The organism is Acidipropionibacterium virtanenii (genome assembly GCF_003325455.1).
Lineage (GTDB): Bacteria > Actinomycetota > Actinomycetes > Propionibacteriales > Propionibacteriaceae > Acidipropionibacterium > Acidipropionibacterium virtanenii.
In genome coordinates this window covers 1094571-1117410 of record NZ_CP025198.1, presented here as the reverse complement: position 1 = coordinate 1117410, position 22840 = coordinate 1094571, and the positions used below count along the sequence as shown (strand labels likewise).

Sequence of the window (22840 nt, the reverse complement as noted above, 5' to 3'; positions counted from 1 at the left end):
CTATGGCGCTGCTCCGGCCCCCAATGTGGCGCACACAGGCATCCGGAGGGGGAACCAGCCGGATCGCGCCGCCTGACGCCACATTGGGGATCGCCGGGGAGCAACATCACAACAGGGTGCGGCTCCACCCGGTGGGGCGGCCGTTCTCGTAAGGGATGCAGCCGTGGAACTGATGAACGGCCTCGTCGAAGACGAGTGGCAGGAAGAACCGGTCCCCCTCCCACATCGGGAGCTCGGACAGTCGGTCGATGCGCTCCCAGCTCAGCGGCCCTTCGGCGTTGGCGTCGGGGATGTCTCCGTGCCAGGAGTCGATGACGAAGATCAGCCCGAAATGGTCCTCGCCGTGGCGCCCGAAGCCGGGCCACGAGACGGTGCCGCGCAGCGACATCGAGTCCACCTCGATGCGGGCCTCCTCGCGCAACTCCCGGCGCATCCCGGACGCCGCGTCCTCGCCGGGCTCCACCTTGCCTCCCAGCCCGTTGTACTTGCCGAGCTGGTCGTCATCGGGACGGGCCACCCGGTGCACCATGAGCACCCGCTCGCGGTCGGGATGGAGCACGAATCCGAGGGTCGTCAGAACCGGAGTCATCATGGCCCCCCAGTCTGCCCCAACAGGCCCGGACCTCAGGAGATTCCTCACCCGGCAGCTCTGTCGTCAGGCCGCAGCACGCCTATCCTGGGGGCAGGACCGAACGCTGAGATGTCGCGTGCGCCAATGGTGTCGGGCAAGGGTGCATGGCGATGGTGTACGCCAGTGGTGGACAGGGGGTGACAACGATGAGAGCCCAGGACACGACCCGGCCCCCGGCGGTGGCCGGATTCTTCTACCCCGCCGATCCCGTCGAACTCGCCGGGACGATCGACCGGCTTCTGGCCTCGACGGACTCCGATGAGGAGGAGATCGATCCCGTTCTCCTGCGGGGGCTGATCGTCCCGCACGCCGGCTACGTCTACTCCGGGCAGGTCGCCGCCCACGGCTACCGGCTGCTCGCCCGCCTCGCCGTGCAGCGCCCGCCCCGCCGGATCGCCGTTCTTGGCCCCACCCACCGGGTCGCGATCAGCGGCCTGGCACTGCCGGCCACCTGCCGCTACGCCACGCCGCTGGGCGTCTGCCCCGTGGACGCGTCGGGGCTGGACGGCCTTGCCCAGGTGAGCGTGCATGCCGCCACCCATGCCGAGGAGCACTCGCTGGAGGTGCAGATCCCCTTCATCCAACGGATCCTCGGTGACGTGCCGATCACGCCACTGGCGGTGGGCCTGGCCGAACCCGGCTCCGTCGCCCAGGTCATCGAGAAGCTGGCGGCCGATCCCGACACATTCATCGTCATCAGCTCCGACCTGTCCCATTATCACGCCCACGACCAGGCCCGGCGCCTGGATGACCGCACGATCTCCCGGATCCTCGACCGGCAGGACACGATCTCCGCCGACCGGGCCTGCGGGGCCTATCCGCTCAACGGCATGCTGCACGCCGCCCGGCAGCTCGGCTGGCTCACGCACATCTTGGCCAGGGCCACCTCCGCCGACACGGCCGGGGACCCCTCGCGGGTCGTCGGCTACGCGTCCCTGGCGCTCACCACCGAGGCCTCGTCATGAGGCGGCGATCCCCCATCCACCACGAAGGCACCGCACGATCCGGCCTCCCCGCCGAAGCCGGCGCCTGGCTGCTGCCGGCGGCCCGCTCATCCATCGCCGCGCACCTGGGAGCGCCGGTCGAACCGCCCCCGACCCCCGCATGGGCGCAGAGCGAGGGCGCCTGCTTCGTGACCCTGACGGTGCGCGACGACGACAGTCTGCGCGGCTGCATCGGATCTCTGCGGGCATGGCGTCCACTGGCCGCCGATGTCGCCGGCAATGCGGTGGCCGCGGCCACCCGGGATCCTCGGTTCCCCGCCGTGACCCGGCGCGAACTCGACGGACTCCGTGTTGAGATCTCGGTGCTCTCGGCGCCCGAACCACTCGAGTTCGTCGACCAGGCCGATCTGGCGCACCGGCTGCGCCCCGGCATCGATGGCGTGATCCTGTCCTGGCGCGCCCATCGCGGCACCTTCCTGCCACAGGTGTGGGAGGAACTCCCCGATCCTGCCCGATTCCGGGACCAGCTCAAGCGCAAGGCGGGGCTGCCCGCGGACTGGTGGGACGACGACGCCGACATCGAGCGCTACACCGTCGCGGCATGGAAGGAGCCCTGAGATGACGCCCAGCACCGGAACCGTTCAACAGCAGACGAACGCCGCGAAGTGGTGGCACCGGCTCGACGACGGACGGATACAGTGCGACCTGTGCCCCCGCAACTGCCGTCTGCGCGACGGCCAGCGCGGGTTCTGTTTCGTGCGGCTGCGCGAGGATGACCACATGGTGCTGGACACCTACGGCCGCTCCTCGGGGTTCTGCCTGGACCCGATCGAGAAGAAGCCGCTGGCGCACTTCCACCCGGGCACCCCGGTGCTGTCCTTCGGCACCGCCGGCTGCAATCTGGGCTGCAAGTACTGCCAGAACTGGGAGATCTCCACCTCGCGGCAGTTCGACACCCTGGCGGCCGAGGCCGGCCCCGATGTGATCGCCGAGGCCGCGGAGAACTGGGGAGCCAGGTCGGTGGCCTTCACCTACAACGACCCGGTCATCTTCGCCGAGTACGCCATCGATGTGGCTCGGGCCTGCCGCGCACGCCGGATCGAACCGGTGGCCGTGACGGCCGGGTACATCAGCGATGACGCCCGGGCGGAGTTCTTCGCGCCGATGGCGGCGGCGAATGTGGATCTGAAGGGGTTCACCGACGATTTCTACCGCCGTGTCACGGGCGGACGGCTGGCCACGGTGCTGGATACCCTGACCTATCTGGTCCATGAGACCGAGGTGTGGACCGAGATCACCACCCTGGTGATCCCCGGCCACAACGACTCCGATGAGGAGCTCGCTCGGATGTGCGCCTGGATAACCCGGGAACTCGGCCCCGACGTGCCGCTGCACTTCTCGGCCTTCCACCCCGACAACCGGATGCTCGACGTCGCCCCCACCCCGCCGTCGACGCTGCGCCGCGCCCGCCAGATCGGGACCGACGCCGGACTGCACTTCGTCTACACCGGCAATGTCCACGACCGGGACGCCGACACGACCTGGTGTCCCGGCTGCGGGGCCGCGCTCATCGTGCGGGACTGGTACCAGATCATCGACTACCGGCTGACTTCCGACGGGTGCTGCCCGGACTGCGGGCTGTCGATCCCCGGACGCTTCGACCGGGAGCCCGGCGACTTCGGACGCCACCGGATCCCCATCAACATCTGAACGGGCCCGCCGCCCCCCTGCCTCAGCTCAGCCGAGCACATCCCATTCGGGCAGGACGATCGGTTCGGCGGCCCACTGAGCCCTGGCGGCCTGCGAGAGGCGCTCGGGGGCGACGACGACCTGGAAGACGTACTCGTCGAACCAGGAGTCGTCCATGGTGAAGAATCCCTTCCTCCCCACCTCATCGCCCCAGGAGTTCTCGACCCGCCAGCGGCGCGGCGCCCCGTCGACCAGATCGACCCCGACCAGTGTCATGGCGTGGGTGGGCGAGATCTCCCGCATCCTCATCCGCTCTGCCTTGGTCATGGACAGGTCCACCCCGTAGAGGGCGTCGTAGTCATGGAGTCGGGCGTCCCAGATCCCGGCGTCCTTGTCGAACTGGCGCTTGACGTCACAGCTGAACCAGACCGGTTCGCCGTCTCGGATCGCCGCAACCGCGGCTGCCTTGAGGTCCTCCAGCGGGGCGCTGAGGTGGGCGTAGGGAGTACCGCCCTCCAGGTAGGGGGTGTGGTCGATGACGTACTTGCGACCCACCGGATTCTCCGAGCGGGGGTCGTGAGCCAGGGTGAGGTAGCCGTACATCGCGTCCGGAACCACCTTCTTCGCGAACTCCACCGGCGTCATCTCGCCCTCGCTGTGGAAGGCCTTGTCCTTGTCGCGGTACTGCCAGGTGAAGGATGCCGGCGGGGTGCCCAGGTGGATCGCCAGCACCCGGTAGACGTCGCTCATCGCCTGGCTGCGTAGGATCTCGATCCGCTCGGCCCCCTCCATCGGGTCGGAATCGGTGGCGGCCCGCCGGATCCCCAGCACCGCACGTCGCAGCACGGTGGACAGGGCCCGGTTGAGCTGGGCGGTGTTGCCGGCGGACTCGGTGTCGGGCATCGCCCAGGCGGGCACCAGCCCGTACTTGGCCACGAGATCGAGGAACTGCGGCCAGTACCCGCCGTCGTCGGCGGTGTGCTCGAGGATGGTGCGGACCTCCTCGTCGTCCAGGTCGTGATCGGCGACCGCGACGGCCCTGACCAGAATGTGGTTGGCCTTCTCCAGCTTGTCGTGGAAGGCCACGAAATTCTGGGAGAGGGCGAGGTCCTCGAGGTTGAGGCTCTTGATGAGCCGGGCGCGCAGCACGTTGAGTCCGGCGAACTCCCAGCAGCGTCCTGAATGCTTCTGGTCGGTGACCGGCCAGGCGTCGAGCCTCTCGGAGACGGACTCGTCGAGGCGGTTGACGACGTCGCGGTCCAGGCTGACCTTGTCGGCGCCGGTGCCCGTCACCGCATTCTGGACGATCCGCCCCACCGGATCGGTGGAGAAGGCCCGGCGCTGCTGCGAGGCGAAGGCGGGATCGAGGTCGCTGCGAGTCATGAGGGCTCCCGGGTCGGTGACAGGGTCAGCCATTCACTGTGCCACCGTCACCGGCGACCCACAACGCGAGCGGTCCACAACAGATCCTGCAGCAGCTCAGACCAGGACCGTGGTGACCGGAAGTCCCGAGTCGGCGCCGATGTCCATCGACGAGGGCCGCAGCCCCGCCGTGACCACCTGGGCCCCCAGCGCGGCGATCATCGCGCCGTTGTCGGTGCACAGGCCCGGGCGGGGACGGCGCAGCTCGACGCCGGCGGCCTCCATCCGCTCGGCCAGCAGCGTCCGCAGCCGCGAGTTGGCGGCCACCCCTCCCCCGATGAGGAAGTGCTCCAGGCCGTACTCCCGGCACAGGTCGACGGCCTTGGCGGTGAGGACGTCGGCGACGGCCTCCTGGAAGCTGGCGGCGACGTCGTCGACGGGCACCGCGCGCCCGGCCCGCTGCTCGGTCTCCACCCAGCGCGAGACGGCGGTCTTCAGGCCGGAGAAGGAGTAGTCGAAACGGTGCTTCGCCATGTCGTGGCGGGCGGTCAGCCCGCGCGGGAAGCGGATCGCGGTCGGGTCGCCCTGGGCGGCGGCCCGGTCGATGACCGGGCCCCCGGGGTAGGGCAGGCCGAGCAGCCGGGCGACCTTGTCGTAGGCCTCGCCGGCGGCGTCGTCGATGGTGGATCCGACCTCGGTGATGCCGTCGGCGATCGAGGTCACCTTCAGCAGCGAGGTGTGGCCGCCGGAGACCAGCAGGGCTCCGCAGGGCATCGGCAGGTCGCCGTGCTCCAGCAGATCGACGGCCACATGGCCGGCCAGATGGTTGACGCCGTAGAGGGGCTTGCCGAGCCAGCCCGCCAGGGCCTTGGCGGCCGACAGGCCCACCACCAGGGCGCCCATCAGGCCCGGTCCGGCGGTGACGGCGATGCCGTCGAGCTCGGACAGGTCGATGCCGGCCTTCTCGGTGGCCGCCTCGAGCACCGGCACCATGGCCTCCAGGTGGGCGCGGGAGGCCACCTCGGGCACCACGCCGCCGAAGCGGATGTGCTGCTCCATCGAGGAGGCGACCTCGTTGGCCAGCAGCTCGTTGCCGCGCACAATGCCCACACCGGTCTCGTCACAGGACGACTCGATGCCCAGGATGAGCGGTTCAGACATGATTCTCCTCAGTTCTGGCGGGCCCCTCGGGGCTCGCGGGTTCTCCGGCCGGCAGCGGCGCCGACATCACCAGGGCGTCGCGGCCAGGGCCGTAGTAGCCGGGTCTTCTCGAGATGGTGGTGAAGCCGTGGGAGCGGTAGAGGCGCAGCGCCGCGACGTTCTCGTCGTGGGTCTCGAGGATCATCCGCCGGGCTCCCCGACCGGCGGCCCATCTCATGCCGGACTCGAGCAGGTCGCCTGCCAGACCGGCCCCGCGGGCTGCGGGAAGCACCATGATGCGGTCCAGATCGCAGGTCTCGGCCACGTGATGGAAGTCGGCGACGCCGAGGGCGCGGTCATCGTCGACCTCGATGAGCACCAGCCTTCCGGTGACGGCCCGGGACTCCGCGGCGGCGTCCAGATCGGCCTGCCAGGCGGTCGGGCTCCACGCCGTGCGCCGGCCCTTCGACCAGTCGCCGAAGCTCTCGAGCTCCACGCCCATCACCCGGTCCAGATCCGCCGGTCCGGCCGCACGCATCGTCATCGTCGGCTCATCCGCGCAGCGCCGCAGGCAGCGTCAGCCGGGCGGGAGTCAGGGTCGCCTTGCGGGTGGTGGGCACGGTGGCGTCGGGGTCGCGCAGGTACAGCGGCTCGAGGCCGACATCGGGCATCCGGGTCCAGGAGGCGGCCAGCACCCCGGCGTCCAGCTGCTCGGGGGCGCCCTCGGCGGGGGTCATTCGGCGGGCCGGGCAGCCCGGCCCGCCGACGGCCACTCCCTGCGGCAGAGCATCGGGGGAGCTGACGTGGGGGCCGTCCAGACGCTGCCCGGCGGCGTCGTAGCGGGCCCAGTAGAGCTCGTGGCGGCGGGCGTCGGTGGCGACGACGAATCCGCCCGCGGGGGCGGTACCGGCGTCGGCCCACTGCCGGGCCAGGATGTCGAGGCTGCACACCGGGTGCAGCTCGGTGCCGGCCAGATGGGCCAGCATGCGCGCGGTGACGATGCCGACCCGAAGCCCGGTGTACGGGCCGGGGCCGACGCCGACGCTCACCTCGCAGATCTCGCCGACCGCGATCCCGGCCTGCGCGCAGGCCTGCTCGACCAGCGGCATGAGCCTTTCAGCGTGGGCCCGCGGGTTGTCGTCGCGCAGCGCGATGACCCGGTCGCCGCGGGCCAGGCCGACGCAGACCGCGGTCGAGGTGTCGACGCCGAGGGTCCACCCCGTCGTCAGATCCGATGTGTGTGCCGTCATGACTGTTCTCCTCCGCGGAACTCCTCGTCGGCCTCGTCGCCCGTCTCAAGGGCGGTCAGGATGCCCAGGTCGACTCCCTCCCACCGGGTGCCGACCGGCTCCAGGTAGACGATCCGGGTGTCGTCGGCGGGATCCCCCGACCGACGGATGTCAAGACTGAGGTAGGAGCGCTCGAGTTCCTCGGCGATCCCCGCCCCCCATTCGACCAGCGTGACGGACTCGTCCATGGTCTCGTCCAGATCGAGATCCACCAGCTCGGCCAGGGAGCCGAGGCGGTAGGCGTCGACGTGGACGAATCCGGGCCGCCCGCCCGTCCCGGCATGGCGGCGCACCAGGACGAAGGTCGGGGAGATCACCGGCCCCTCGACGTCGAGCCCGGCACCGATCCCCTGGGCCAGAGTGGTCTTGCCCGCCCCCAGATCGCCGGAGGCCACCACGACGTCCCCGGCCCGCAGGATCGTGGTGAGCGCCCGGCCGAGATCGCGCATGTCCTCGGCGGTGGGCACCTCGACCCTCACCGGCAGCCTGCGCATCAGGTCGGCTGCGTCGGCGCGGAACCCGTGCTCGCGCAGCCTCGCCAGGAAGGCGCTGCGATCACCGGGATGGGTGCTCCACGGCTTGACGCGCAGGTCGGGGGAGCCCAGGTCGGTGGCCAGTTGGGCCGCCCCCTCGACCATCGAGACCTCGATGACGGCATGAGCGACGTCGGGGACGACCATGATCGCTGTCACGGCAGCATGACCCTCGACGTCGGACAGCCTCAGCACGCCGACCGTACGGTCGTCCTGGTCGGCCGCGACGCACAGGTCATGGCCGAGCCAGGTATCGGGGCTCCCGGCGTCCAGGACCCCGCCCAGCGTCGCGGCCACGGCCGCGACATCCTCAGGCCCGCCGATTCTCAACTGCACCTCGCCCGAGGGCGCCGGTGTGTTCTCCACCATTTTCACGTCTGGTTACCCTACCGCCGGTCCGCCTCGATCCGTCACGAGCGGGACGGCTCACCAGGTGTCATTGCCGGAGCGGCCGTACTTCTTCTGCTCCCCCTCGCGCGAGCCGTGGTCGTGATCCGCGCGCCTGTCTCCGTGGGAGCCCCGGCCGCCGCGCCCGCCGCCGTAGGAGCCCCGGCCACCGCGGTAGCCATGGCTGTTGCCGTGACCACGATGGCCGTCGTACTGTCCGCCGCGACGCGCCTTGCGCGACTTCTGCGGACGGGGCGCCACCAGGGCGTCGTAGTCGGCCTGCGAGATGGGCTCCCCGCTGACCGGGGAGCACTCGGCGATCCGGGCGACCGTCTCGTCCCCGAGATGGGCCTGGGTCTGGACCGGGGTGACTCCCGCACCGTGGAAGAGGCGGGTCATCGACCGGCGCTGATGAGGCAGCACCAGGGAGACGACGGCACCGTCATGGCCGGCCCGGGCGGTGCGCCCGGATCGGTGCAGGTAGTCCTTCGAGTTCATCGGCGGATCCACCTGCAGCACCATGCTGACGTCGTCGACGTCGATACCGCGGGCAGCGACGTCGGTGGCCACCAGGACCGGCAGACTGCCAGTCTTGAAGGCCGCGAGGACGCGGGCCCGGGCGCCCTGGGTGAGGCCGCCGTGCAGGGCTCCGGCCATCACGCCGGCGTCGCGCAGCTGCTCGGCCATCCGGGAGGCGCCGCGCTGGGTGCGGGCGAAGACGATGGTGTGGCCGGGACGGTTCGCGATCTCACACATCAGCTGCACCTTCTCGTGCGGCTTGATGTGGAAGGCGTGGTGGGTGGCGGTGGCCACCGACCCCCTCTCGGGATCGATCTCGTGGGTGACGGGATCGTGGAGGTAGCGCTTGACGAGCTTGCTGACCGCGTCATCGAGGGTGGCCGAGAAGAGCAGGTGCTGAGCCTGCCCCGGCACGGCATCCAGGATGGCCGAGACCGACGGCATGAATCCCATGTCGGCCATGTGGTCGGCCTCGTCGAGAACGGCCACCTCGACTCCGGACAGGTCGGCGTCACCGGTCTCCAGAAGATCCACCAGGCGCCCCGGAGTGGCGACGACGAGATCGACCCCCTTGCGGAAGGCCTTGGTCTGCGGGCCGTAGCCCATGCCGCCGGCGATGAGAATCGTCGACAGGCCCATCGAGGAGGCGAGCGGGCTCAGCACGTCGGCGATCTGCATGGCCAGCTCGCGGGTGGGCGAGAGGACCAGGGCGCGGGGACGGCGGTCCGGACGCTCGGCGGTGGCCAGCCGGGACATCACCGGGACGCCGAAGGCCAGGGTCTTGCCCGACCCGGTGGAGGCCCGTCCGAGCACGTCGCGCCCGGCGATGGCGTCGGGGATGGCGGCGATCTGGATGCGGAAGGGGGACTCGATCCCGGTGGCCTTCAGGGCCGCGACGATACGGTCGGGAACGCCCAGGGCCGAGAATCCGCCCTCGTGGTCGACGGTCGAGACGTCGAGATCGGTCAGCTCCTCGGCATGCCACTCCATCTGATCGGAGTCGGAGCCGTGATCCTCGAAGCGGTCGGAATATTCGCGGCGGTCGTACCCCTCGGAGTGCTCGCGGCGATCGTGCTGACGGTAGTCCCGCCGTCCCCCGCCACTGCGTCGGCCCTCCTCGCGGCGCTCGCCGAAGTCCTGGGAGCCGCGCCGGTCGCCGAGGTCCCGGGAGCCGCGGCGGTCGTCACGACCGCCCCCGGTGCTGTCGTCGTGCCCGCGGAAGGCCTCGGACCGCTCACCGCGGTACTCGCTGCGACGGTCGCGTGAGCGGCGACGGTCCTCCCAGTCGCGCTGGGAGCGGCGGTTGGCGCCTGTGCTCTCGCCCCGGCCGCCCCTGCGGCCGTTCCACTCGCCGTCACGGGACTTGTTCTGGCGATGGTCCTCCTGCCAGCCCTCACGGCGCGAATCGCCGTCGCGGCGGTCATCGCGCCTGTCCTCGTAGCGGCCGCGGCCCCTGGAGTCACGATCGGAGCGGTAGTCACGATCGGAGCGGTAGCCGCGGTCGGAACCGTATCCGCGGTCGGAGCGGTAGCCGCCGGAACGGCCCCCGCGATCGCTCCAGCGGTCGTCGCGACGTCCACCGCGGCGGTCGTCCTGACGATCGTCGGCGCGACGGTCCGCGCCGTCGCGGCGTCGGTCGTTCCAGTCCTGACGATCCTGGCGGTCGTCGGACTGCCAGGTCTGGAAGGTCCGGCCGTGCGAATCGGTGCGACCCCGTCCGCCGTCCCGGTAGTCCCGGCCCTTATCGCGGACGCCGCCGCCCTTGCGGGGCTTGTGGCCCTTGGCGGCGCGCTCGGCCGACGTCCAGCGCTTCTTGGGGGTGCCGTCGGCCTTGTACGACTTGGGCCTGCTGCTGCTCGAACTCATCTTCACCTCATGGGGATGCGGGCGCGCGACACAGGCCGGGCGTCCGCTCTGATCGGTACTGTCGACCTCGAGATCCCGCGATGGCACGGACTCGTGCGAGGACTGCTGGACGCAGTCCCCGAGCGAAGAGCTGCCGGGATGAGGGAGTGTCGCAGACGAAACCCGTCCGCACATGGCCCCGTGGATGGGGCGAATCGAGCAACTGAACGCATCATGGGCGCAAGTGTTCGCGCCGTGGTCAACCCGAGCAGCTTATCTCAATCGGTGCATTCGGTCCATTCGATGCCTGCCGGGCCGAACGCGAGCGATCCTCTCACCGCCCCGGACGCCGGAGCCCGTTCAGCTCGGCGTCATCCGGCCGGCTCGAAGGGTTCGCCCCTCCCGGTTACCATTCGAGGTGTGCGGGTAGCGATCATCTCGGAGTCGTTCCTCCCCCAGGTCAATGGGGTGACGAACTCCATTCTGCGAATTCTGGAGCATCTTCGTGCCCACGGTCACCAGGCCGTGGTGCTGGCTCCGGGCGATCCCGCCGAGGCCCCCCGCCAGTACGCCGGGTTCCCCGTCATCACCCTGTCCTCGGTGACCTGGCCGGGCTATCCCGACGTCCGGGTCTCGACGACCCCGCAGTGGACGCTCGAGCGCTACCTCAATGACTTCGGTCCCGATGTGGTGCACCTGGCCAGCCCGTTCATGATCGGCTACAAAGGGGCCCTGGCCGCAGCCACCCTCGGCATTCCCGCGGTCGCGATCTACCAGACCGACATCCCCAGCTACGCGGGACGCTACGGGCTGGGCCACCTGGAGTTCTACGGCTGGTACCGGGTGCGCCAGATCCACTCCCTGGTGGTCGCCACCTACGCGCCGTCGACCTACTCGCGCGACCAACTCGTCTCACACGGGGTGCCGCGGGTCGGGATCTGGGGCCGTGGCGTCGACAAGGTGCGGTTCGACCCGCAGAAGCGTTCCCCCGAGCTGCGGGAGCGGTGGGCACCGGACGGCGAGACCATCATCGGCTACATGGGACGCCTGGCCACCGAGAAGAGAGTCAAGGACATGGCCGCCCTGCGCGGCATTCCGGGGACCCGGATCGTCATCATCGGCCACGGCCCCGACCGGGAGGATCTGGAGAGGGAGATCCCCGAGGCCGTCTTCACCGGCGGCCTGACCGGGGAGGACCTGCCCCGTGCCCTGGCCTCGATGGACATCTTCTGCTCCACCGGTGAACTGGAGACCTTCTGCCAGGCGGTCCAGGAGGCGAAGGCCAGCGGTCTCCCGGTGATCAGCCCGCGACGGGGCGGCCCGATCGACCTCATCGATCCGTCACGCACCGGGTGGTTGTACGAGCCGGGCGACATGGCCGAGTTCCGCAGGCATGTCCAGGATCTGGCCGGAGATCCGTACAAGCGCGCCGCGATGGGGCGGGCGGCCCGCGCCTCGATCGAGAATCGCACCTGGGAGCACCTGTGCGGTGAACTCCTCGAGCACTACCGGGAGGCCGTCCGGGTGGGAAGCCTCAGCTCCGGGGCGGGATCCGCGACGGGAACTCAGCAGCTCGCGTGAACGAACCGGTCCGGGTCCGCGGACCGGCCCCCCAGGCTGACATGCCGGTCATCCCACCAGTCCGGCGATCGTCGAGGGGAACATGTCGGCGAGCTGATCGGGCGACCAGGGCCCTGGATTCAGGATCGCGGTGAGGGCCTGAAGGCTGGCTGCGCACACGGCTGCCTCCCGGGCCTCCATCCCGGTGGCCAGCAGGGTCCCGCACATGCCGGCGAGCACATCTCCCGAACCGGCCTGGCCGGTCCAGGCGGGTCCGGGAAGGGCCGCCACCACCTCCCCCGAGGGAGTCGCCACCCACTGGACCGATCCCTTGAGCAGCACCGTGGCGGCGAACATCCGGGCCCCCGCCAGACAGTGCCCACGCGGATCGTCCTCCACCTCGGAGCGGTCCACGCCGAGCATCCGGGCCAGCTCACCGGCGTGCGGGGTGAGCAGGCAGTTGCCGGGGATCCGGCGCGGCAGCACGGCCAGCGCGTCGGCGTCGACCACCACCGGCACGCCGTCGGCCAGGCGCCGGTCGAGCCGGGCGGCATTTTCCGCGGCCGGGCCCCAGCCCGATCCGACCACCCAGGCCTGCACCCGACCCTCGCCCAGAACCACACTCGGAGTCCGGGACACGACCCGGTCGCCGACATTGTCCGGGCCGGCGCAGCGCACCATCCCAGGACCGGTCCGCAGCGCCCCGAGAACACCCAGCACTCCGGCCCCCGAGTACTGCGCGGAACCGGTGTCCAGCCCGACGACGCCCCGGGAGTACTTGTCGGAACGCGGCCCGGGGACCGGCCACAGGTGCGCCACGTCCTCACGGGCCGTCACGTCATCGGCGTCGAGGACGTCCACGCCGATATCGGCCACCACCACCTCGCCGCAGCGCCGCGCCGCAGGATGCGTCAGGTGACACCACTTCCGGGAGGCGAAGGTGACGGTGGCGGCGGCGTGGACCGCCGTGGCGACCTGCCCTGAATCGGCCACCAGGCCCGACGGCAGATCGACCGCCAGGACCGGCGTGCCGGTCCGCTGCAGCCACTCGTCAGTACGCATGAGAATCCTGGGGATCCCGGGTCGCCCGCCGATACCGAGTACGGCATCGACAGCCAGGTCGTAGCGCTGGCGGAGGACGTCAGTGGGGGTGACCTGACGGCAACCGGCCGCCAGTGCGGCCCGCCAGCCCTCCGCGTGGGGGATGCCGAGCACCGAGAGGAGCTCGACCGAGCGGCCGGAGGAGGCGAGTTCGGCGGCGGCGAAGAGACCGTCCCCGCCGTTGTTCCCCCCTCCCACCATGACCAGTACACGTTGCCGGTCCGAGGTCGCGCCCAGCATCCGCTCGGCCTCCAGGGCCACCGCATGGGCGGCGACCTGCATCAGATCCTGTCCAGGGTGGGCGTCGAACCAGGTCTGCTCGGCAGCGCGCATCTGGTCGGCGGTGCAGACAGTGGTCATCGATCTCCTCGGTCAGGGCTCGGTCGGGGCGGGCGTGCCGTGCACCCCACCATATGCTGGGCCCCTCCGGGCAGTCAGGCCCGCTCGGCGACCACGAGAGCGACCGCCAGGCCTCCGTCGTGACTCAGCGACAGGTGGATCCTGTCGATGCCACGGCGCCGGGCCGCCTCACGGACGGAACCGTGCAGGCGGAACGCGGGCGCGCCCTTCTCATCGCCGACCACCTCGGCATCGTGCCAGCGCAGTCCCTCGCCACCGCCCAGGGCCTTGACCAGGGCTTCCTTGGCGGCGAACCGGGCCGCCTGGGACTCCGGTCGACGGTCGGCCTCGGCCGGGGTCAGGACCCTGGTCACGATGCCCGGATGGCGGCCCGTCGCAGCCTGCCACCGCGCCACATCACAGATGTCCACGCCGATTCCCACGATCACACCGCCATCCTGCCAGCCCGGCCGTCCCCGATGTGGCGCACAGCGGCCAGAACACTCCGGAACGGCCGGAGGACGTCATCTCGCGCCACATTGGGCACAAGGGCCCGCCGATCCACATTCGGATCGGCGGGCCCCATCAGCGATGAGCCGGGAAGGGTCACTCCACGGTGACCGACTTGGCCAGGTTGCGGGGCTGATCCACGTCGTGCCCCTTGGCGGTCGCCAGCTCGCAGGCGAAGGCCTGGAGGGGTACGGCGGCCACCAGCGGCTGGAGCAGGGTCGAGCACCTCGGCAGGGAGATGAGCATGTCGGCGAAGGCCGAGACGGCCGTGTCCCCCTCCTCGGCGAGCACGATGGTGCGTGCTCCACGGGCGCGGATCTCCTCGATGTTGGAGACCACCTTGTCGTGAAGCTGGTCGCGCCCCTCCGGGGGCACCACGACGAAGACCGGGGTGCCCTCCTCGACGACGGCGATCGCACCGTGCTTGAGCTCCCCGGCGGCGAACCCCTCGGCGTGCAGGTAGGCGATCTCCTTGAGCTTCAGCGCCCCCTCCAGAGCCACCGGGTATCCGACGTGACGGCCCAGGAAGAACACCGCATCCTCGTCGCGGGCCATCTTCCGGGCCAGTTCGTAGACCGGTTCGATCCCGTCGAGCACGCGCTGGATCTTGTCGGGCATGGACTCCAGCTCATCCACCAGGGCGCGGATCTCGTCGCCGTACTTCATGCCGCGGATCTGGGCGAGATAGAGCCCCAGGAGATAGCAGGCCACCACCTGGGTGAGGAATCCCTTGGTGGAGGCCACACCGATCTCCGGGCCGGCGTGGGTGTAGATCACCGCGTCCGACTCGCGCGGGATGGTGGCCCCGTTGGTGTTGCAGATGGCGATGACCCGGGCGTGCTGCTCGCGGGCGTGCCGGATGGCCATCAGGGTGTCGGCGGTCTCGCCGGACTGGGAGATGGTGATGACCAGGGTCATCGGGTCGATGATCGGATCGCGGTAGCGGAACTCACTGGCCAGTTCCACCTCGCAGGCCACCCGGGTCCAGTGCTCGATGGCGTACTTGGCGACCATCCCGGCGTAGAAGGCGGAACCGCAGGCCACGATGACGATCTTGTTGATCCGGCGCAGCTCCTCCGGGGAGATCCGCACCTCGTCGAGGACCAGCTCGCCGCGGTCCGACCAGCGGCCCAGCAGGGTGTCGGCGACTGCCTTCGGCTGCTCGAAGATCTCCTTGCGCATGAACCAGTCGTAGCCCTGCTTCTCGGCCGCCGACAGGTCCCAGTCGACGTGGTAGGGGTGCGCCTCGGAGGGATTTCCGGCGAAGTCGGTGACCGCCACGGAGTCGGGGGTGATGGTGACGACCTGATCCTGGCCGAGTTCCAGGGCGTCGCGGGTGTGCTCGATGAAGGCGGCGACGTCGGAGGCCAGGAAGTTCTCCCCCTCGCCCAGACCCACGACCAGCGGCGAATTGCGCCGCGCCGCGACGACGACGTCGGGCTCGTCGGCGCTCACCGCGACGAGGGTGAAGGCGCCGGCCAGCCTGGTGGCCACTCGGCCCATCGCCTCGGCCAGGCCGGCCCCGCGGGCGGTCTCCCGGCCGAGCAGATGGGCCGCCACCTCGGTATCGGTGTCGGAACTGAAGATCACGCCCTCAGCGATCAGCTCGGCCTTGAGGGTGGCGAAGTTCTCGATGATGCCGTTGTGGACGACGGCGACCTTGCCGTCGGCGGACAGATGGGGGTGGGCGTTGGCATCGGTCGGTGCGCCGTGAGTGGCCCACCGGGTGTGTCCGATACCCTGGTTCGAATCCGGGAGGCGATGGGTCTCCAGCTCGGTGGCGAGGTTGGCCAGCTTGCCCGCCTTCTTCGCCCAGTGAAGGGTCCCGTCCGCCACGACGGCCAGGCCCGCGGAGTCGTAGCCGCGGTACTCAAGGCGCCGCAGGCCCTCGATGATGACATGCTCGGCCTGCTGATGGCCGCAATAACCGACAATTCCACACATGGCAAGAAACGTACAGGATGACTGAGCGTTTCGCCGAACCGGGCGCGCCGCGGTCTGGCCCGGCGAGCAGTCCGCGATCCGGTTCGCCTCTGCCGCCCGACGGCCTGTGGCCTAGCATCGCAGCCGTGAGATCGTCGCACAGCTACGCCGAGAGCAGCTACACGCACGGCCATTCCGCACCGGTCCTGAACGCCCACGCCACCCGGACCGCCACGAGTTCAGCACACTACCTCCTCGGCTCCCTGCGTCCCGGGATGAGCCTGCTCGATGTCGGTTGCGGGCCCGGCACGGTGACCCTCGACCTGGCCGAACGGGTCCGCCCCGGCCTGGTCGTCGGCGTCGATCCCTCCGTCGAGGCCCTGGAGGCCGCCCGCGCAGAGGCGTCGCGTCGAGCGGACCGGACGACCACATTCATGGCGGCCGACGTCGTAGCGCTGCCCTTCGAGGACGGCAGCTTCGATGTGGTCCACGCCCACCAGGTGCTGCAGCACCTCCAGGACCCGGTCGCCGCGCTGAGGGAGATGGCCCGTGTCTCGGCGTCCCTGGTGGCCGTCCGCGACGTCGAGTACCGCACCATGAGCTGGTACCCGGACCTGCCCGGCCTGGACATGTGGCTGGACACCTACCGGGGCATCGCCCGGGCCAACGGTGCCGAACCCGACGCCGGCCGGCACCTCAAAGCCTGGGCCCGGGCCGCGGGTCTGGAGAACCTGCGGGTGACGGCGTCGACCTGGTGCTACTGCGACCCGGTCTCGGTGCGGTGGTGGTCGTCCAGCCAGGCGGCCCGGGTGAGCGGCGCGACCTTCACCCGCCAGGCCCTCTCGGCGGGCCGCAGCACCGCCGACATCGAGGAGATGGCCCGGGCGTGGATCGACTGGGGGCGGTCCCCCGACGCCTACTTCGTGATGGTGCACACCGAACTGGTGGCCGAAGTCCCAGCACGCGGGTGAGTTTCTTGGATATCGTCGCCGTGTTCCGAATGGGAGCGCGGCGACGCCCGCAGCGGGCCGCCGCGATCCCACCGACACGACGAGGCGCACATGGATCTCACACCGACTCCCCCGGTCGATGACGACAACACCGAGGCCGGTCCATACATCGAGCTGACCCGGAGGGCCTTCGCCGATCTGGCCGAACGCACCGATATCGACATCGACGATCAGACTCTCCGCATGATCAGGGGTCTGGGGGATCCGACCAGCCAGCGCGACGTCGTGGAGATCTACCGTCCGCTCACCCAGCTCATCCATCTCTACTGCATGCACACTGGAGCCCTCTTCGAGGCCTCGGACGCCTTCCTGAGACTCGGCGACCACGGCATGCGCCGCACCCCCTTCGTGATCGGCATCGCCGGCAGCGTGGCGGTCGGAAAGTCGACAGTGGCAAGGCTGCTCAAGGAGCTCCTGGCCCGCTCCCCGCGCCGCCCGGAGGTGGAGCTCATCACGACCGACGGGTTCCTCTATCCCAATGACGTCCTCGAGGAGAATGGGCTGCTGGAACGCAAGGGATTCCCCGAGTCGTACGACCGCAAGGCGCTGCTGCAGTTCGTCGTCGACGTGAAGTCCGGGGTGCCGGAGGTGAGTGCTCCGGTGTACTCCCACATCAGCTACGACATCATCCCCGACGAGAAGATCGTGGTGCGCCATCCCGACATCCTCATCGTCGAGGGGCTCAATGTGCTCCAGCCGCCTCGGCTGCGCAGCAACAACACCACGGGTCTGACGCTGTCGGACTTCTTCGACTTCTCGGTCTACGTCGACGCCCGCGAGGACGACATCATCGACTGGTATCTGAGCCGCTTCCTCACCCTGCGGGAGACCGCCTTCACCGACCCGGACTCCTATTTCAGGGAGTACGCGGCCCTGCCGGACGACCAGGCCGTGGCGGTGGCCAGGGAGATCTGGGATCAGATCAACGGCCCGAACCTGCGCCACAACGTGCTGCCCACCAGAGGCCGGGCCACCGCGATCCTGCACAAGGGCCATGACCACGAGGTCGAGAGCATCTGGATCCGCAAGATCTGAGGACGACGCCCGCCCGGGCCGGGACCCTCAGCGAGGCGGCGCGACCACCGGCAGGACCGGGGCCCGCCCCGCCCGTGACCCGAGAACCGTGCGCGCCTCCGGCGTGTCCGGGCCGACCAGCACGTGCTGATGATCGGGTGCCGCGAGCAGAACCCCTGAGACCTCGGGCAGGAACCTCTCGGCAACCTCGGCGGGCAGCAGTGCCCAGGACGCCGTCAGCCAGGAGGGCGAGGTGATCTCCACGACGCCGGCCGCCAGCTGCGTCGTCTCCACCGCAGCGGCCGCCAGGTCCTCGACGAGATTCTCCCGGCCCGCCTCGAAGGCGACATCCAGATCGCGCACCTCCGACAGGGCGGCGTCATTGAGGACGTCAAGGGTCTCCTGGCCGTCCCAGGCCAGGGCCAGCACGACCCCTTCGAGCTCTCCACCGGCACCCGTCACGGGCCGGGCGTACCGGAACGACCGGCCCATCCGCTCTGCATCGGGCAGCAGCCGCCACACGACGTGCTCACCGATCGTGGCGTCCGACAGCTGATCGGCGCCGTCGACCAGGGAGCGGATCATCCGCTTGACCACCTCGTCGACGATCACCGGCCAGGACCCGCGGTCCTGGTCGGCGCACTCACGGGCCACCTGCTCCAGGCTGAGGTGGCCCAGCGACGAGTCGATGTGCCCGCCCGCGACCGTGGCCTCGATCCCCAGCGACTCCAGGCAGGATCGCACCAGGCTGCGCACCCGTTCCGCGGAACGGGTGTCCAGCGAGGCCAGGTCCGGATCGGGCCGAAGCCGGTTGAACAGTCCCATCGGACTCAGATCGCCAGGCGCTGCTTGACGATGGTCGCCAGGTCCTGGCAGATCTTGTCGGCCTCCTTCTGGGTGCCGGCCTCGACCATCACACGCACCAGCGGCTCGGTGCCCGAGGGACGCAGCACGACCCGGCCCGTCTCGCCGAGCTTCTGGTTCGCGTCGGCGACCGCCCGGTTGACCTCCGGATCCATGCCGGCGCGCAGCTTGTCGACCCCGCGCACGTTCACCAGGGACTGCGGAAGCCGCTTCATCACCGAGGCGAGATCCTTCAGGGTCTTGCCGGTACGGGCCACCCGCGCGGCCACGTGCAGGCCGGTGAGCACCCCGTCGCCAGTGGTGGCGAACTCGCTCATGATGACATGACCGGACTGCTCGCCGCCCAGCGAGAAGCCGTTGGCGTTCATGGACTCCAGCACGTAGCGGTCCCCGACCTTGGTCTGGTCGACGTGGATGTCGTGCTCCCTCATCGCCAGGGTGAGGCCCAGATTGCTCATGATGGTGGCCACGACCGTGTTGGAGGCCAGCCGGTGGTCCTCCTGGAGCCCCAGGGCCAGGATCGCCAGCACCTGGTCGCCGTCGACGATATTGCCCTCATGGTCGACCGCCAGGCAGCGGTCGGCGTCCCCGTCGAAGGCCAGACCCAGATCCGCGCCGACCTCGACGACCTTCGCCTGGAGCTTCTCCGGATGAGTCGATCCGCACGAATCGTTGATATTGATGCCGTCGGGCGAGGCGCTGATGGCGGTGACCTGAGCGCCCTGCTCCCGGAAGGCGGTCGGCCCGGTCTTCGAGGAGGCGCCGTTGGCGCAGTCCAGGACCACCTTGAGACCGGCCAGGGTCTTGTCCTGGCGCAGGCTGGCGACGAGGTGGTCGATGTAGGTCCTCACCGCGTCGGTGGAGGTGCGGATCCGTCCGACGCGCTCGCCGGTCGGGCGCTGCCACGGCTCCTCCATCCGCGCCTCGATGGCGTCCTCCAGATCGTCGGCGAGCTTGACCCCACCGCGCTGGAAGAACTTGATGCCGTTGTCCGGCATGGGGTTGTGAGATGCCGACAGCATGACACCGAGATCGGTGCGGTACTCGTTGACGAGGTAGGCCGCAGCCGGGGTCGGGATCACCCCCACCCGCATGACGTCGACGCCCGCGCTGGCCAGCCCTGCGCACACGGCAGCCTCCAGGAACTCGCCTGACGCGCGTGGGTCGCGGGCCACCAGAGCCGTGGGCTGGCGGTGCCCGAAAGCACCGGCCTCCCCCAGCACGTGAGCCGCCGCGACCGAGAGGTCGAGTGCGAGTTCGGCGGTGAGATCCTGGTTCGCCACACCGCGTACACCATCTGTTCCGAAAAGTCGTGCCACGGAACGCCACTCTAGAGCATTGCTGCGCGGTCGCCGCCGGAGACGTCACCCTGATGATGTGACAGCCTGCCGCCGGGCCGCCCGCGAACACTCTCGATCACGCCGACGGATTGGTAGATTTGAAGGACAATGACGCGGGAGAGCAGACCCCGGGTCCCATATCGCATCCAGACCGCACGGCAATGACGCACGGACAGGGAAGGAATCGCACCATGAGCAAGGATCTGACAGGCCAGAGGGTCCTGGTGATCGGAGGCTCCCGGGATCTCGGACTCGCAGTGGCGCGCGCCGCTGCCGGCGCCGGAGCAGTCGTCATCATCGGGGCCCGGGACGAGCAGAAGGCTTCGGACGCGGCGTCGTCCATCCAGAATGCCGAGTGGGTGAGGATGGACGTCACCGATGAGGCGAGCATCGAGGCCGGGCTGGCCGGAGCGGGGAAGATCGATCACATCGTCGTCCTCACGGCCGCCCACCACAATGTGCCGGTCGACCGCCTCGACCACGACAGGACTGTCGCCGCCTTCGAGGCCAAGGTCATCGGCCCGCTGATGGTCGCCAAACACGCGGCCGGGATCCTCCCACCCACCGGATCGATCGTGCTCTTCTCGGGAGTGGCCGCCTGGAGTCCTCAGAAAGGATTCTCGGTGATGGGCATCACCAACGGTGCGGTGAGCTTCGCGGCCTCGCACCTCGCCAAGGACCTCGCCCCGATCCGCGTCAACGCGATCTCCCCGGGAATCATCGACTCCGGCTCATGGGACGCCATGGGCGCCAACAAGAAGAAGTTCCTCGAGGACGCCGCCGGAGGCAACCTCGCCGGCCGCTGGGGTGCCAGCTCGGATATCGCCGACGCCGTGCTGTGGCTGCTGGGCGCGACCTTCGTCTCCGGCGAGACCATCCACGTCGAGGGCGGCGCCAGGAACGCGTGACGGATCGGAACAGAGAATGCGGCCGACCCCCGGGGGTCGGCCGCATTCTGCACGTAGCGGGCAGGGCCCGCCGGGTATCAGCGCTTGCTGTACTGCGGAGCCTTGCGGGCCTTCTTGAGGCCGGCCTTCTTGCGCTCCTTGATCCTGGCGTCACGGGTCAGCATGCCGGCCTTCTTGAGGGCCGGACGCGAGGCCTCGGCGTCGACGGCGTTGAGGGCCCGGGCGATGCCCAGACGCAGCGCGCCGGCCTGGCCGGTCACACCGCCGCCGGTGATCCGGACGATGACGTCGTAGGAACCCTCGACACCGGCGGTGGCGAAGGGCTCGGAGGCGATCTGCTGATGCACCTTGTTGGGGAAGTACTCCTCCAGGGTGCGACCGCCGTTGATGCTCCACCTGCCGGAGCCGGGGGCGATGCGCACGCGGGCGATCGCCTCCTTGCGGCGGCCGGTGGCCTGGCCGGGGGCGACGACGGCGGGGCGGACGGCCTCGCCTGCGGCCACGGCCGGGTTGGAATCGGTGCGATAGGCGATCTCGCGCTCGCCCTCGGTGAACGGCTTGACCTCGGACTCGAGGTTCTCGTCGTGAGTGGTGGTTTCAGTCACAGTCACAATCCTTGTCTGACGATCACTGAGCGATCTGGGTGATCTCGAAAGGCTGCGGCCTCTGCGCAGCGTGGGGGTGCTCCGGCCCGCCATAGACCTTGAGCTTGCTCATCTGCTGGCGCGACAGCTTGTTCTTGGGCATCATGCCCCACACGGCGCGCTCGACGGCGCGACGCGGGTTCTTGGCCAGCAGCTCGCCGATGGTGGTGGTGCGCAGGCCACCGGGACGACCGGAGTGGTCGTGACGCAGCGACTTGGTCGCCTTGTTGCCGGTGACGGCGATCTTCGAGGCGTTGATGACGACGACGAAGTCACCGGTGTCGATGTGCGGGGCGTACTGCGGCTTGTGCTTGCCGCGCAGGAGGTTTGCGGTGGTGGTCGCCAGACGGCCCAGGACGATGTCCTCGGCGTCGATGACGTACCAGTTCCGCGTGACCTCACCGGGCTTGGGGCTGTAGGTGGTCACAGGTACCTTCTCGACTCGGTCCCCCGACGAATCGGGGGATTTCAACTCGATACCCGGGCCGGGACGGTCCGGGTAATTGACTCGTGGTCCCCGGGCCTGTCTGCTCGACGGCGTCGGACTCGGACGCCGGAGATTCGGCCACCGCATCACGACATCGACGTGTCGGACAGTCGGAGGAGCCGCGGCGGCTCACTCCCGTTTGCTCGAGGGCAACAGGCAGGACTCTACATCAGCGATCCGGTCCCGGGGAAATCGACGACGGGACGGGAAGACTCCCCCGTGAGCTCGCCGACACGGGGATCCTCCTACATTCACGAAGAGACGCGTACCATCGCTACCGTGCAGGCCACCATTGCGCGACAGAGCAGCTGATGCTCGCCGACGCCGCTCCTGGCCCCGGCCCGGCCACCACCGAGGAGGAGCTCACCTCGAGACTGACGACGGCCATCAGCCGGATCAGCCGCAGGATCAGGGTCCGGTCCTTCAACATGACCTACGGGGCGCTGTCGGCCCTGGCGACCATCGACCGGTCGGGCCCGCTCCGCCCGGCGGATCTGGCCGCCGCCGAGCGGGTCACCAGGCCCACGATCACCAGGATCGTCGCGGAACTCGAGTCCCATGGATTCATCACCCGCACCGACGACCCCGACGACGGCAGGGCATTCCTGGTCTCCGTCACCGCCGCGGGCATCATCGCGCTCAAGAAGGCCCGCGCCGAGCGGGCCAAGGACGTCACCGACCTCATGGAGGGCCTCACCGAGGCCGAGATCGACACCGTCCACCACGCCCTTCCGGCCCTGGAGAAGATCGCCCTGCACGTCTCGACGGGCGCCGACCGGCGCTGACGGGTTACCATCGGCG

Annotated in this window: 22 protein-coding genes; 8 read left to right on the top strand and 14 right to left on the bottom strand. The window is 69.8% G+C overall.

Annotation, left to right across the window (positions count from 1 at the left end):
- Positions 1-106: 106 nt before the first annotated feature.
- Positions 107-592 carry an NUDIX hydrolase gene (locus JS278_RS05075; RefSeq protein ID WP_114044245.1) on the bottom strand — a complete coding sequence of 162 codons (486 nt, stop codon included), beginning with the start codon at positions 590-592 and terminating at the stop codon, positions 107-109.
- A gap of 185 nt (positions 593-777) precedes the next feature.
- Between JS278_RS05075 and amrB the strand changes: the two genes are divergently transcribed.
- The 3 genes from amrB to amrS are packed head-to-tail and all read left to right on the top strand — an operon-like array spanning position 778 to position 3285.
- Entirely contained in the window at positions 778-1596 is an 819-nt protein-coding gene (amrB, locus tag JS278_RS16175; protein WP_114044244.1) for an AmmeMemoRadiSam system protein B, read from the top strand.
- Positions 1593-2192 carry an AmmeMemoRadiSam system protein A gene (amrA, locus tag JS278_RS16170; RefSeq protein WP_114044243.1) on the top strand — a complete coding sequence of 200 codons (600 nt, stop codon included), beginning with the start codon at positions 1593-1595 and terminating at the stop codon, positions 2190-2192. The genes amrB and amrA overlap by 4 nt, the downstream gene beginning before the upstream one ends.
- Before the next feature lies 1 nt (position 2193).
- Positions 2194-3285 (top strand): AmmeMemoRadiSam system radical SAM enzyme, encoded by a 1092-nt coding sequence (gene amrS / locus JS278_RS05060; RefSeq protein WP_114044242.1) that lies wholly within the window; start codon positions 2194-2196, stop codon positions 3283-3285.
- A 27-nt stretch (positions 3286-3312) separates the two neighbouring features.
- Here amrS and JS278_RS05055 read toward each other — a convergent pair whose 3' ends face one another.
- From JS278_RS05055 to JS278_RS16755, 6 genes are all read right to left on the bottom strand, one after another.
- Complete coding sequence (locus JS278_RS05055) at positions 3313-4647, bottom strand: C1 family peptidase (RefSeq protein ID WP_114044241.1); 1335 nt, start codon at positions 4645-4647, stop codon at positions 3313-3315.
- 96 nt (positions 4648-4743) lie between these two features.
- Positions 4744-5787: a tRNA (adenosine(37)-N6)-threonylcarbamoyltransferase complex transferase subunit TsaD gene (gene tsaD / locus JS278_RS05050; protein WP_114044240.1), complete on the bottom strand. Its 1044-nt coding sequence runs from the start codon at positions 5785-5787 to the stop codon at positions 4744-4746.
- Positions 5780-6310, bottom strand: a complete 531-nt coding sequence (locus JS278_RS05045) for a GNAT family N-acetyltransferase (RefSeq protein ID WP_114044239.1) — start codon at positions 6308-6310, stop codon at positions 5780-5782. Before JS278_RS05045 ends, tsaD begins: the two co-directional genes overlap by 8 nt.
- Positions 6311-6317: 7 nt before the next feature.
- On the bottom strand, positions 6318-7016 hold the full coding sequence (gene tsaB, locus JS278_RS05040; protein ID WP_114044238.1) for a tRNA (adenosine(37)-N6)-threonylcarbamoyltransferase complex dimerization subunit type 1 TsaB: 699 nt from the start codon (positions 7014-7016) through the stop codon (positions 6318-6320).
- Positions 7013-7957 carry a tRNA (adenosine(37)-N6)-threonylcarbamoyltransferase complex ATPase subunit type 1 TsaE gene (gene tsaE, locus JS278_RS05035; protein WP_114044237.1) on the bottom strand — a complete coding sequence of 315 codons (945 nt, stop codon included), beginning with the start codon at positions 7955-7957 and terminating at the stop codon, positions 7013-7015. The genes tsaB and tsaE overlap by 4 nt, the downstream gene beginning before the upstream one ends.
- Before the next feature lie 57 nt (positions 7958-8014).
- A complete protein-coding gene (locus tag JS278_RS16755) occupies positions 8015-9484 on the bottom strand; it encodes a DEAD/DEAH box helicase (RefSeq protein WP_114046123.1) in 1470 nt (489 codons plus the stop codon).
- 1275 nt (positions 9485-10759) lie between these two features.
- Between JS278_RS16755 and JS278_RS05025 the strand changes: the two genes are divergently transcribed.
- Positions 10760-11920, top strand: coding sequence for a glycosyltransferase family 4 protein (locus tag JS278_RS05025; protein WP_114044236.1), 1161 nt, complete (start codon positions 10760-10762; stop codon positions 11918-11920).
- A gap of 48 nt (positions 11921-11968) precedes the next feature.
- Here the strand turns inward: JS278_RS05025 and JS278_RS05020 are convergent, their stop codons facing one another.
- The 3 genes from JS278_RS05020 to glmS all read right to left on the bottom strand — a co-directional run bounded on the left by JS278_RS05020 (position 11969) and on the right by glmS (position 15793).
- On the bottom strand, positions 11969-13360 hold the full coding sequence (locus JS278_RS05020) for an NAD(P)H-hydrate epimerase (protein WP_114044235.1): 1392 nt from the start codon (positions 13358-13360) through the stop codon (positions 11969-11971).
- Positions 13361-13434: 74 nt separating this feature from the next.
- Complete coding sequence (locus JS278_RS05015) at positions 13435-13788, bottom strand: holo-ACP synthase (protein WP_114044234.1); 354 nt, start codon at positions 13786-13788, stop codon at positions 13435-13437.
- A gap of 157 nt (positions 13789-13945) precedes the next feature.
- Positions 13946-15793, bottom strand: a complete 1848-nt coding sequence (glmS, locus tag JS278_RS05010) for a glutamine--fructose-6-phosphate transaminase (isomerizing) (RefSeq protein ID WP_114044233.1) — start codon at positions 15791-15793, stop codon at positions 13946-13948.
- Between the two features lie 125 nt (positions 15794-15918).
- Here glmS and JS278_RS05005 point away from each other — a divergent pair, with 125 nt between their 5' ends.
- Positions 15919-16743, top strand: coding sequence for a methyltransferase domain-containing protein (locus JS278_RS05005; protein WP_220150041.1), 825 nt, complete (start codon positions 15919-15921; stop codon positions 16741-16743).
- 90 nt (positions 16744-16833) lie between these two features.
- Entirely contained in the window at positions 16834-17817 is a 984-nt protein-coding gene (coaA, locus tag JS278_RS05000) for a type I pantothenate kinase (protein WP_114044231.1), read from the top strand.
- Between the two features lie 27 nt (positions 17818-17844).
- Here coaA and JS278_RS04995 read toward each other — a convergent pair whose 3' ends face one another.
- Both JS278_RS04995 and glmM read right to left on the bottom strand, forming a co-directional pair.
- Positions 17845-18621, bottom strand: coding sequence for a hypothetical protein (locus tag JS278_RS04995; RefSeq protein ID WP_114044230.1), 777 nt, complete (start codon positions 18619-18621; stop codon positions 17845-17847).
- A gap of 5 nt (positions 18622-18626) precedes the next feature.
- On the bottom strand, positions 18627-19979 hold the full coding sequence (glmM, locus tag JS278_RS04990; protein WP_114044229.1) for a phosphoglucosamine mutase: 1353 nt from the start codon (positions 19977-19979) through the stop codon (positions 18627-18629).
- A gap of 212 nt (positions 19980-20191) precedes the next feature.
- Here glmM and JS278_RS04985 point away from each other — a divergent pair, with 212 nt between their 5' ends.
- Positions 20192-20908 carry an SDR family oxidoreductase gene (locus tag JS278_RS04985; RefSeq protein WP_114044228.1) on the top strand — a complete coding sequence of 239 codons (717 nt, stop codon included), beginning with the start codon at positions 20192-20194 and terminating at the stop codon, positions 20906-20908.
- A gap of 77 nt (positions 20909-20985) precedes the next feature.
- On the opposite strand, the gene rpsI is transcribed toward JS278_RS04985, so the two are convergent.
- Together rpsI and rplM are read right to left on the bottom strand one after the other, a co-directional pair.
- Entirely contained in the window at positions 20986-21513 is a 528-nt protein-coding gene (rpsI, locus tag JS278_RS04980; protein WP_114044227.1) for a 30S ribosomal protein S9, read from the bottom strand.
- Positions 21514-21535: 22 nt separating this feature from the next.
- Complete coding sequence (gene rplM, locus JS278_RS04975; RefSeq protein ID WP_114044226.1) at positions 21536-21979, bottom strand: 50S ribosomal protein L13; 444 nt, start codon at positions 21977-21979, stop codon at positions 21536-21538.
- A 371-nt stretch (positions 21980-22350) separates the two neighbouring features.
- On the opposite strand from rplM, the gene JS278_RS04970 reads away from it, so the two are divergent.
- Positions 22351-22824: a MarR family winged helix-turn-helix transcriptional regulator gene (locus JS278_RS04970; protein WP_114044225.1), complete on the top strand. Its 474-nt coding sequence runs from the start codon at positions 22351-22353 to the stop codon at positions 22822-22824.
- Positions 22825-22840 lie beyond the last annotated feature (16 nt).

Bases quoted from the DNA above. Each gene is read 5' to 3' on its own strand.
- JS278_RS05075 (WP_114044245.1), bottom strand. From the start codon at position 592: ATGATGACTCCGGTTCTGACGACCCTCGGATTCGTGCTCCATCCCGAC.
- amrB (WP_114044244.1), top strand. From the start codon at position 778: ATGAGAGCCCAGGACACGACCCGGCCCCCGGCGGTGGCCGGATTCTTC.
- amrA (WP_114044243.1), top strand. From the start codon at position 1,593: ATGAGGCGGCGATCCCCCATCCACCACGAAGGCACCGCACGATCCGGC.
- amrS (WP_114044242.1), top strand. From the start codon at position 2,194: ATGACGCCCAGCACCGGAACCGTTCAACAGCAGACGAACGCCGCGAAG.
- JS278_RS05055 (WP_114044241.1), bottom strand. From the start codon at position 4,647: ATGACTCGCAGCGACCTCGATCCCGCCTTCGCCTCGCAGCAGCGCCGG.
- tsaD (WP_114044240.1), bottom strand. From the start codon at position 5,787: ATGTCTGAACCGCTCATCCTGGGCATCGAGTCGTCCTGTGACGAGACC.
- JS278_RS05045 (WP_114044239.1), bottom strand. From the start codon at position 6,310: ATGACGATGCGTGCGGCCGGACCGGCGGATCTGGACCGGGTGATGGGC.
- tsaB (WP_114044238.1), bottom strand. From the start codon at position 7,016: ATGACGGCACACACATCGGATCTGACGACGGGGTGGACCCTCGGCGTC.
- tsaE (WP_114044237.1), bottom strand. From the start codon at position 7,957: ATGGTGGAGAACACACCGGCGCCCTCGGGCGAGGTGCAGTTGAGAATC.
- JS278_RS16755 (WP_114046123.1), bottom strand. From the start codon at position 9,484: ATGGAGTGGCATGCCGAGGAGCTGACCGATCTCGACGTCTCGACCGTC.
- JS278_RS05020 (WP_114044235.1), bottom strand. From the start codon at position 13,360: ATGACCACTGTCTGCACCGCCGACCAGATGCGCGCTGCCGAGCAGACC.
- glmS (WP_114044233.1), bottom strand. From the start codon at position 15,793: ATGTGTGGAATTGTCGGTTATTGCGGCCATCAGCAGGCCGAGCATGTC.
- coaA (WP_114044231.1), top strand. From the start codon at position 16,834: ATGGATCTCACACCGACTCCCCCGGTCGATGACGACAACACCGAGGCC.
- JS278_RS04995 (WP_114044230.1), bottom strand. From the start codon at position 18,621: ATGGGACTGTTCAACCGGCTTCGGCCCGATCCGGACCTGGCCTCGCTG.
- JS278_RS04985 (WP_114044228.1), top strand. From the start codon at position 20,192: ATGAGCAAGGATCTGACAGGCCAGAGGGTCCTGGTGATCGGAGGCTCC.
- JS278_RS04970 (WP_114044225.1), top strand. From the start codon at position 22,351: ATGCTCGCCGACGCCGCTCCTGGCCCCGGCCCGGCCACCACCGAGGAG.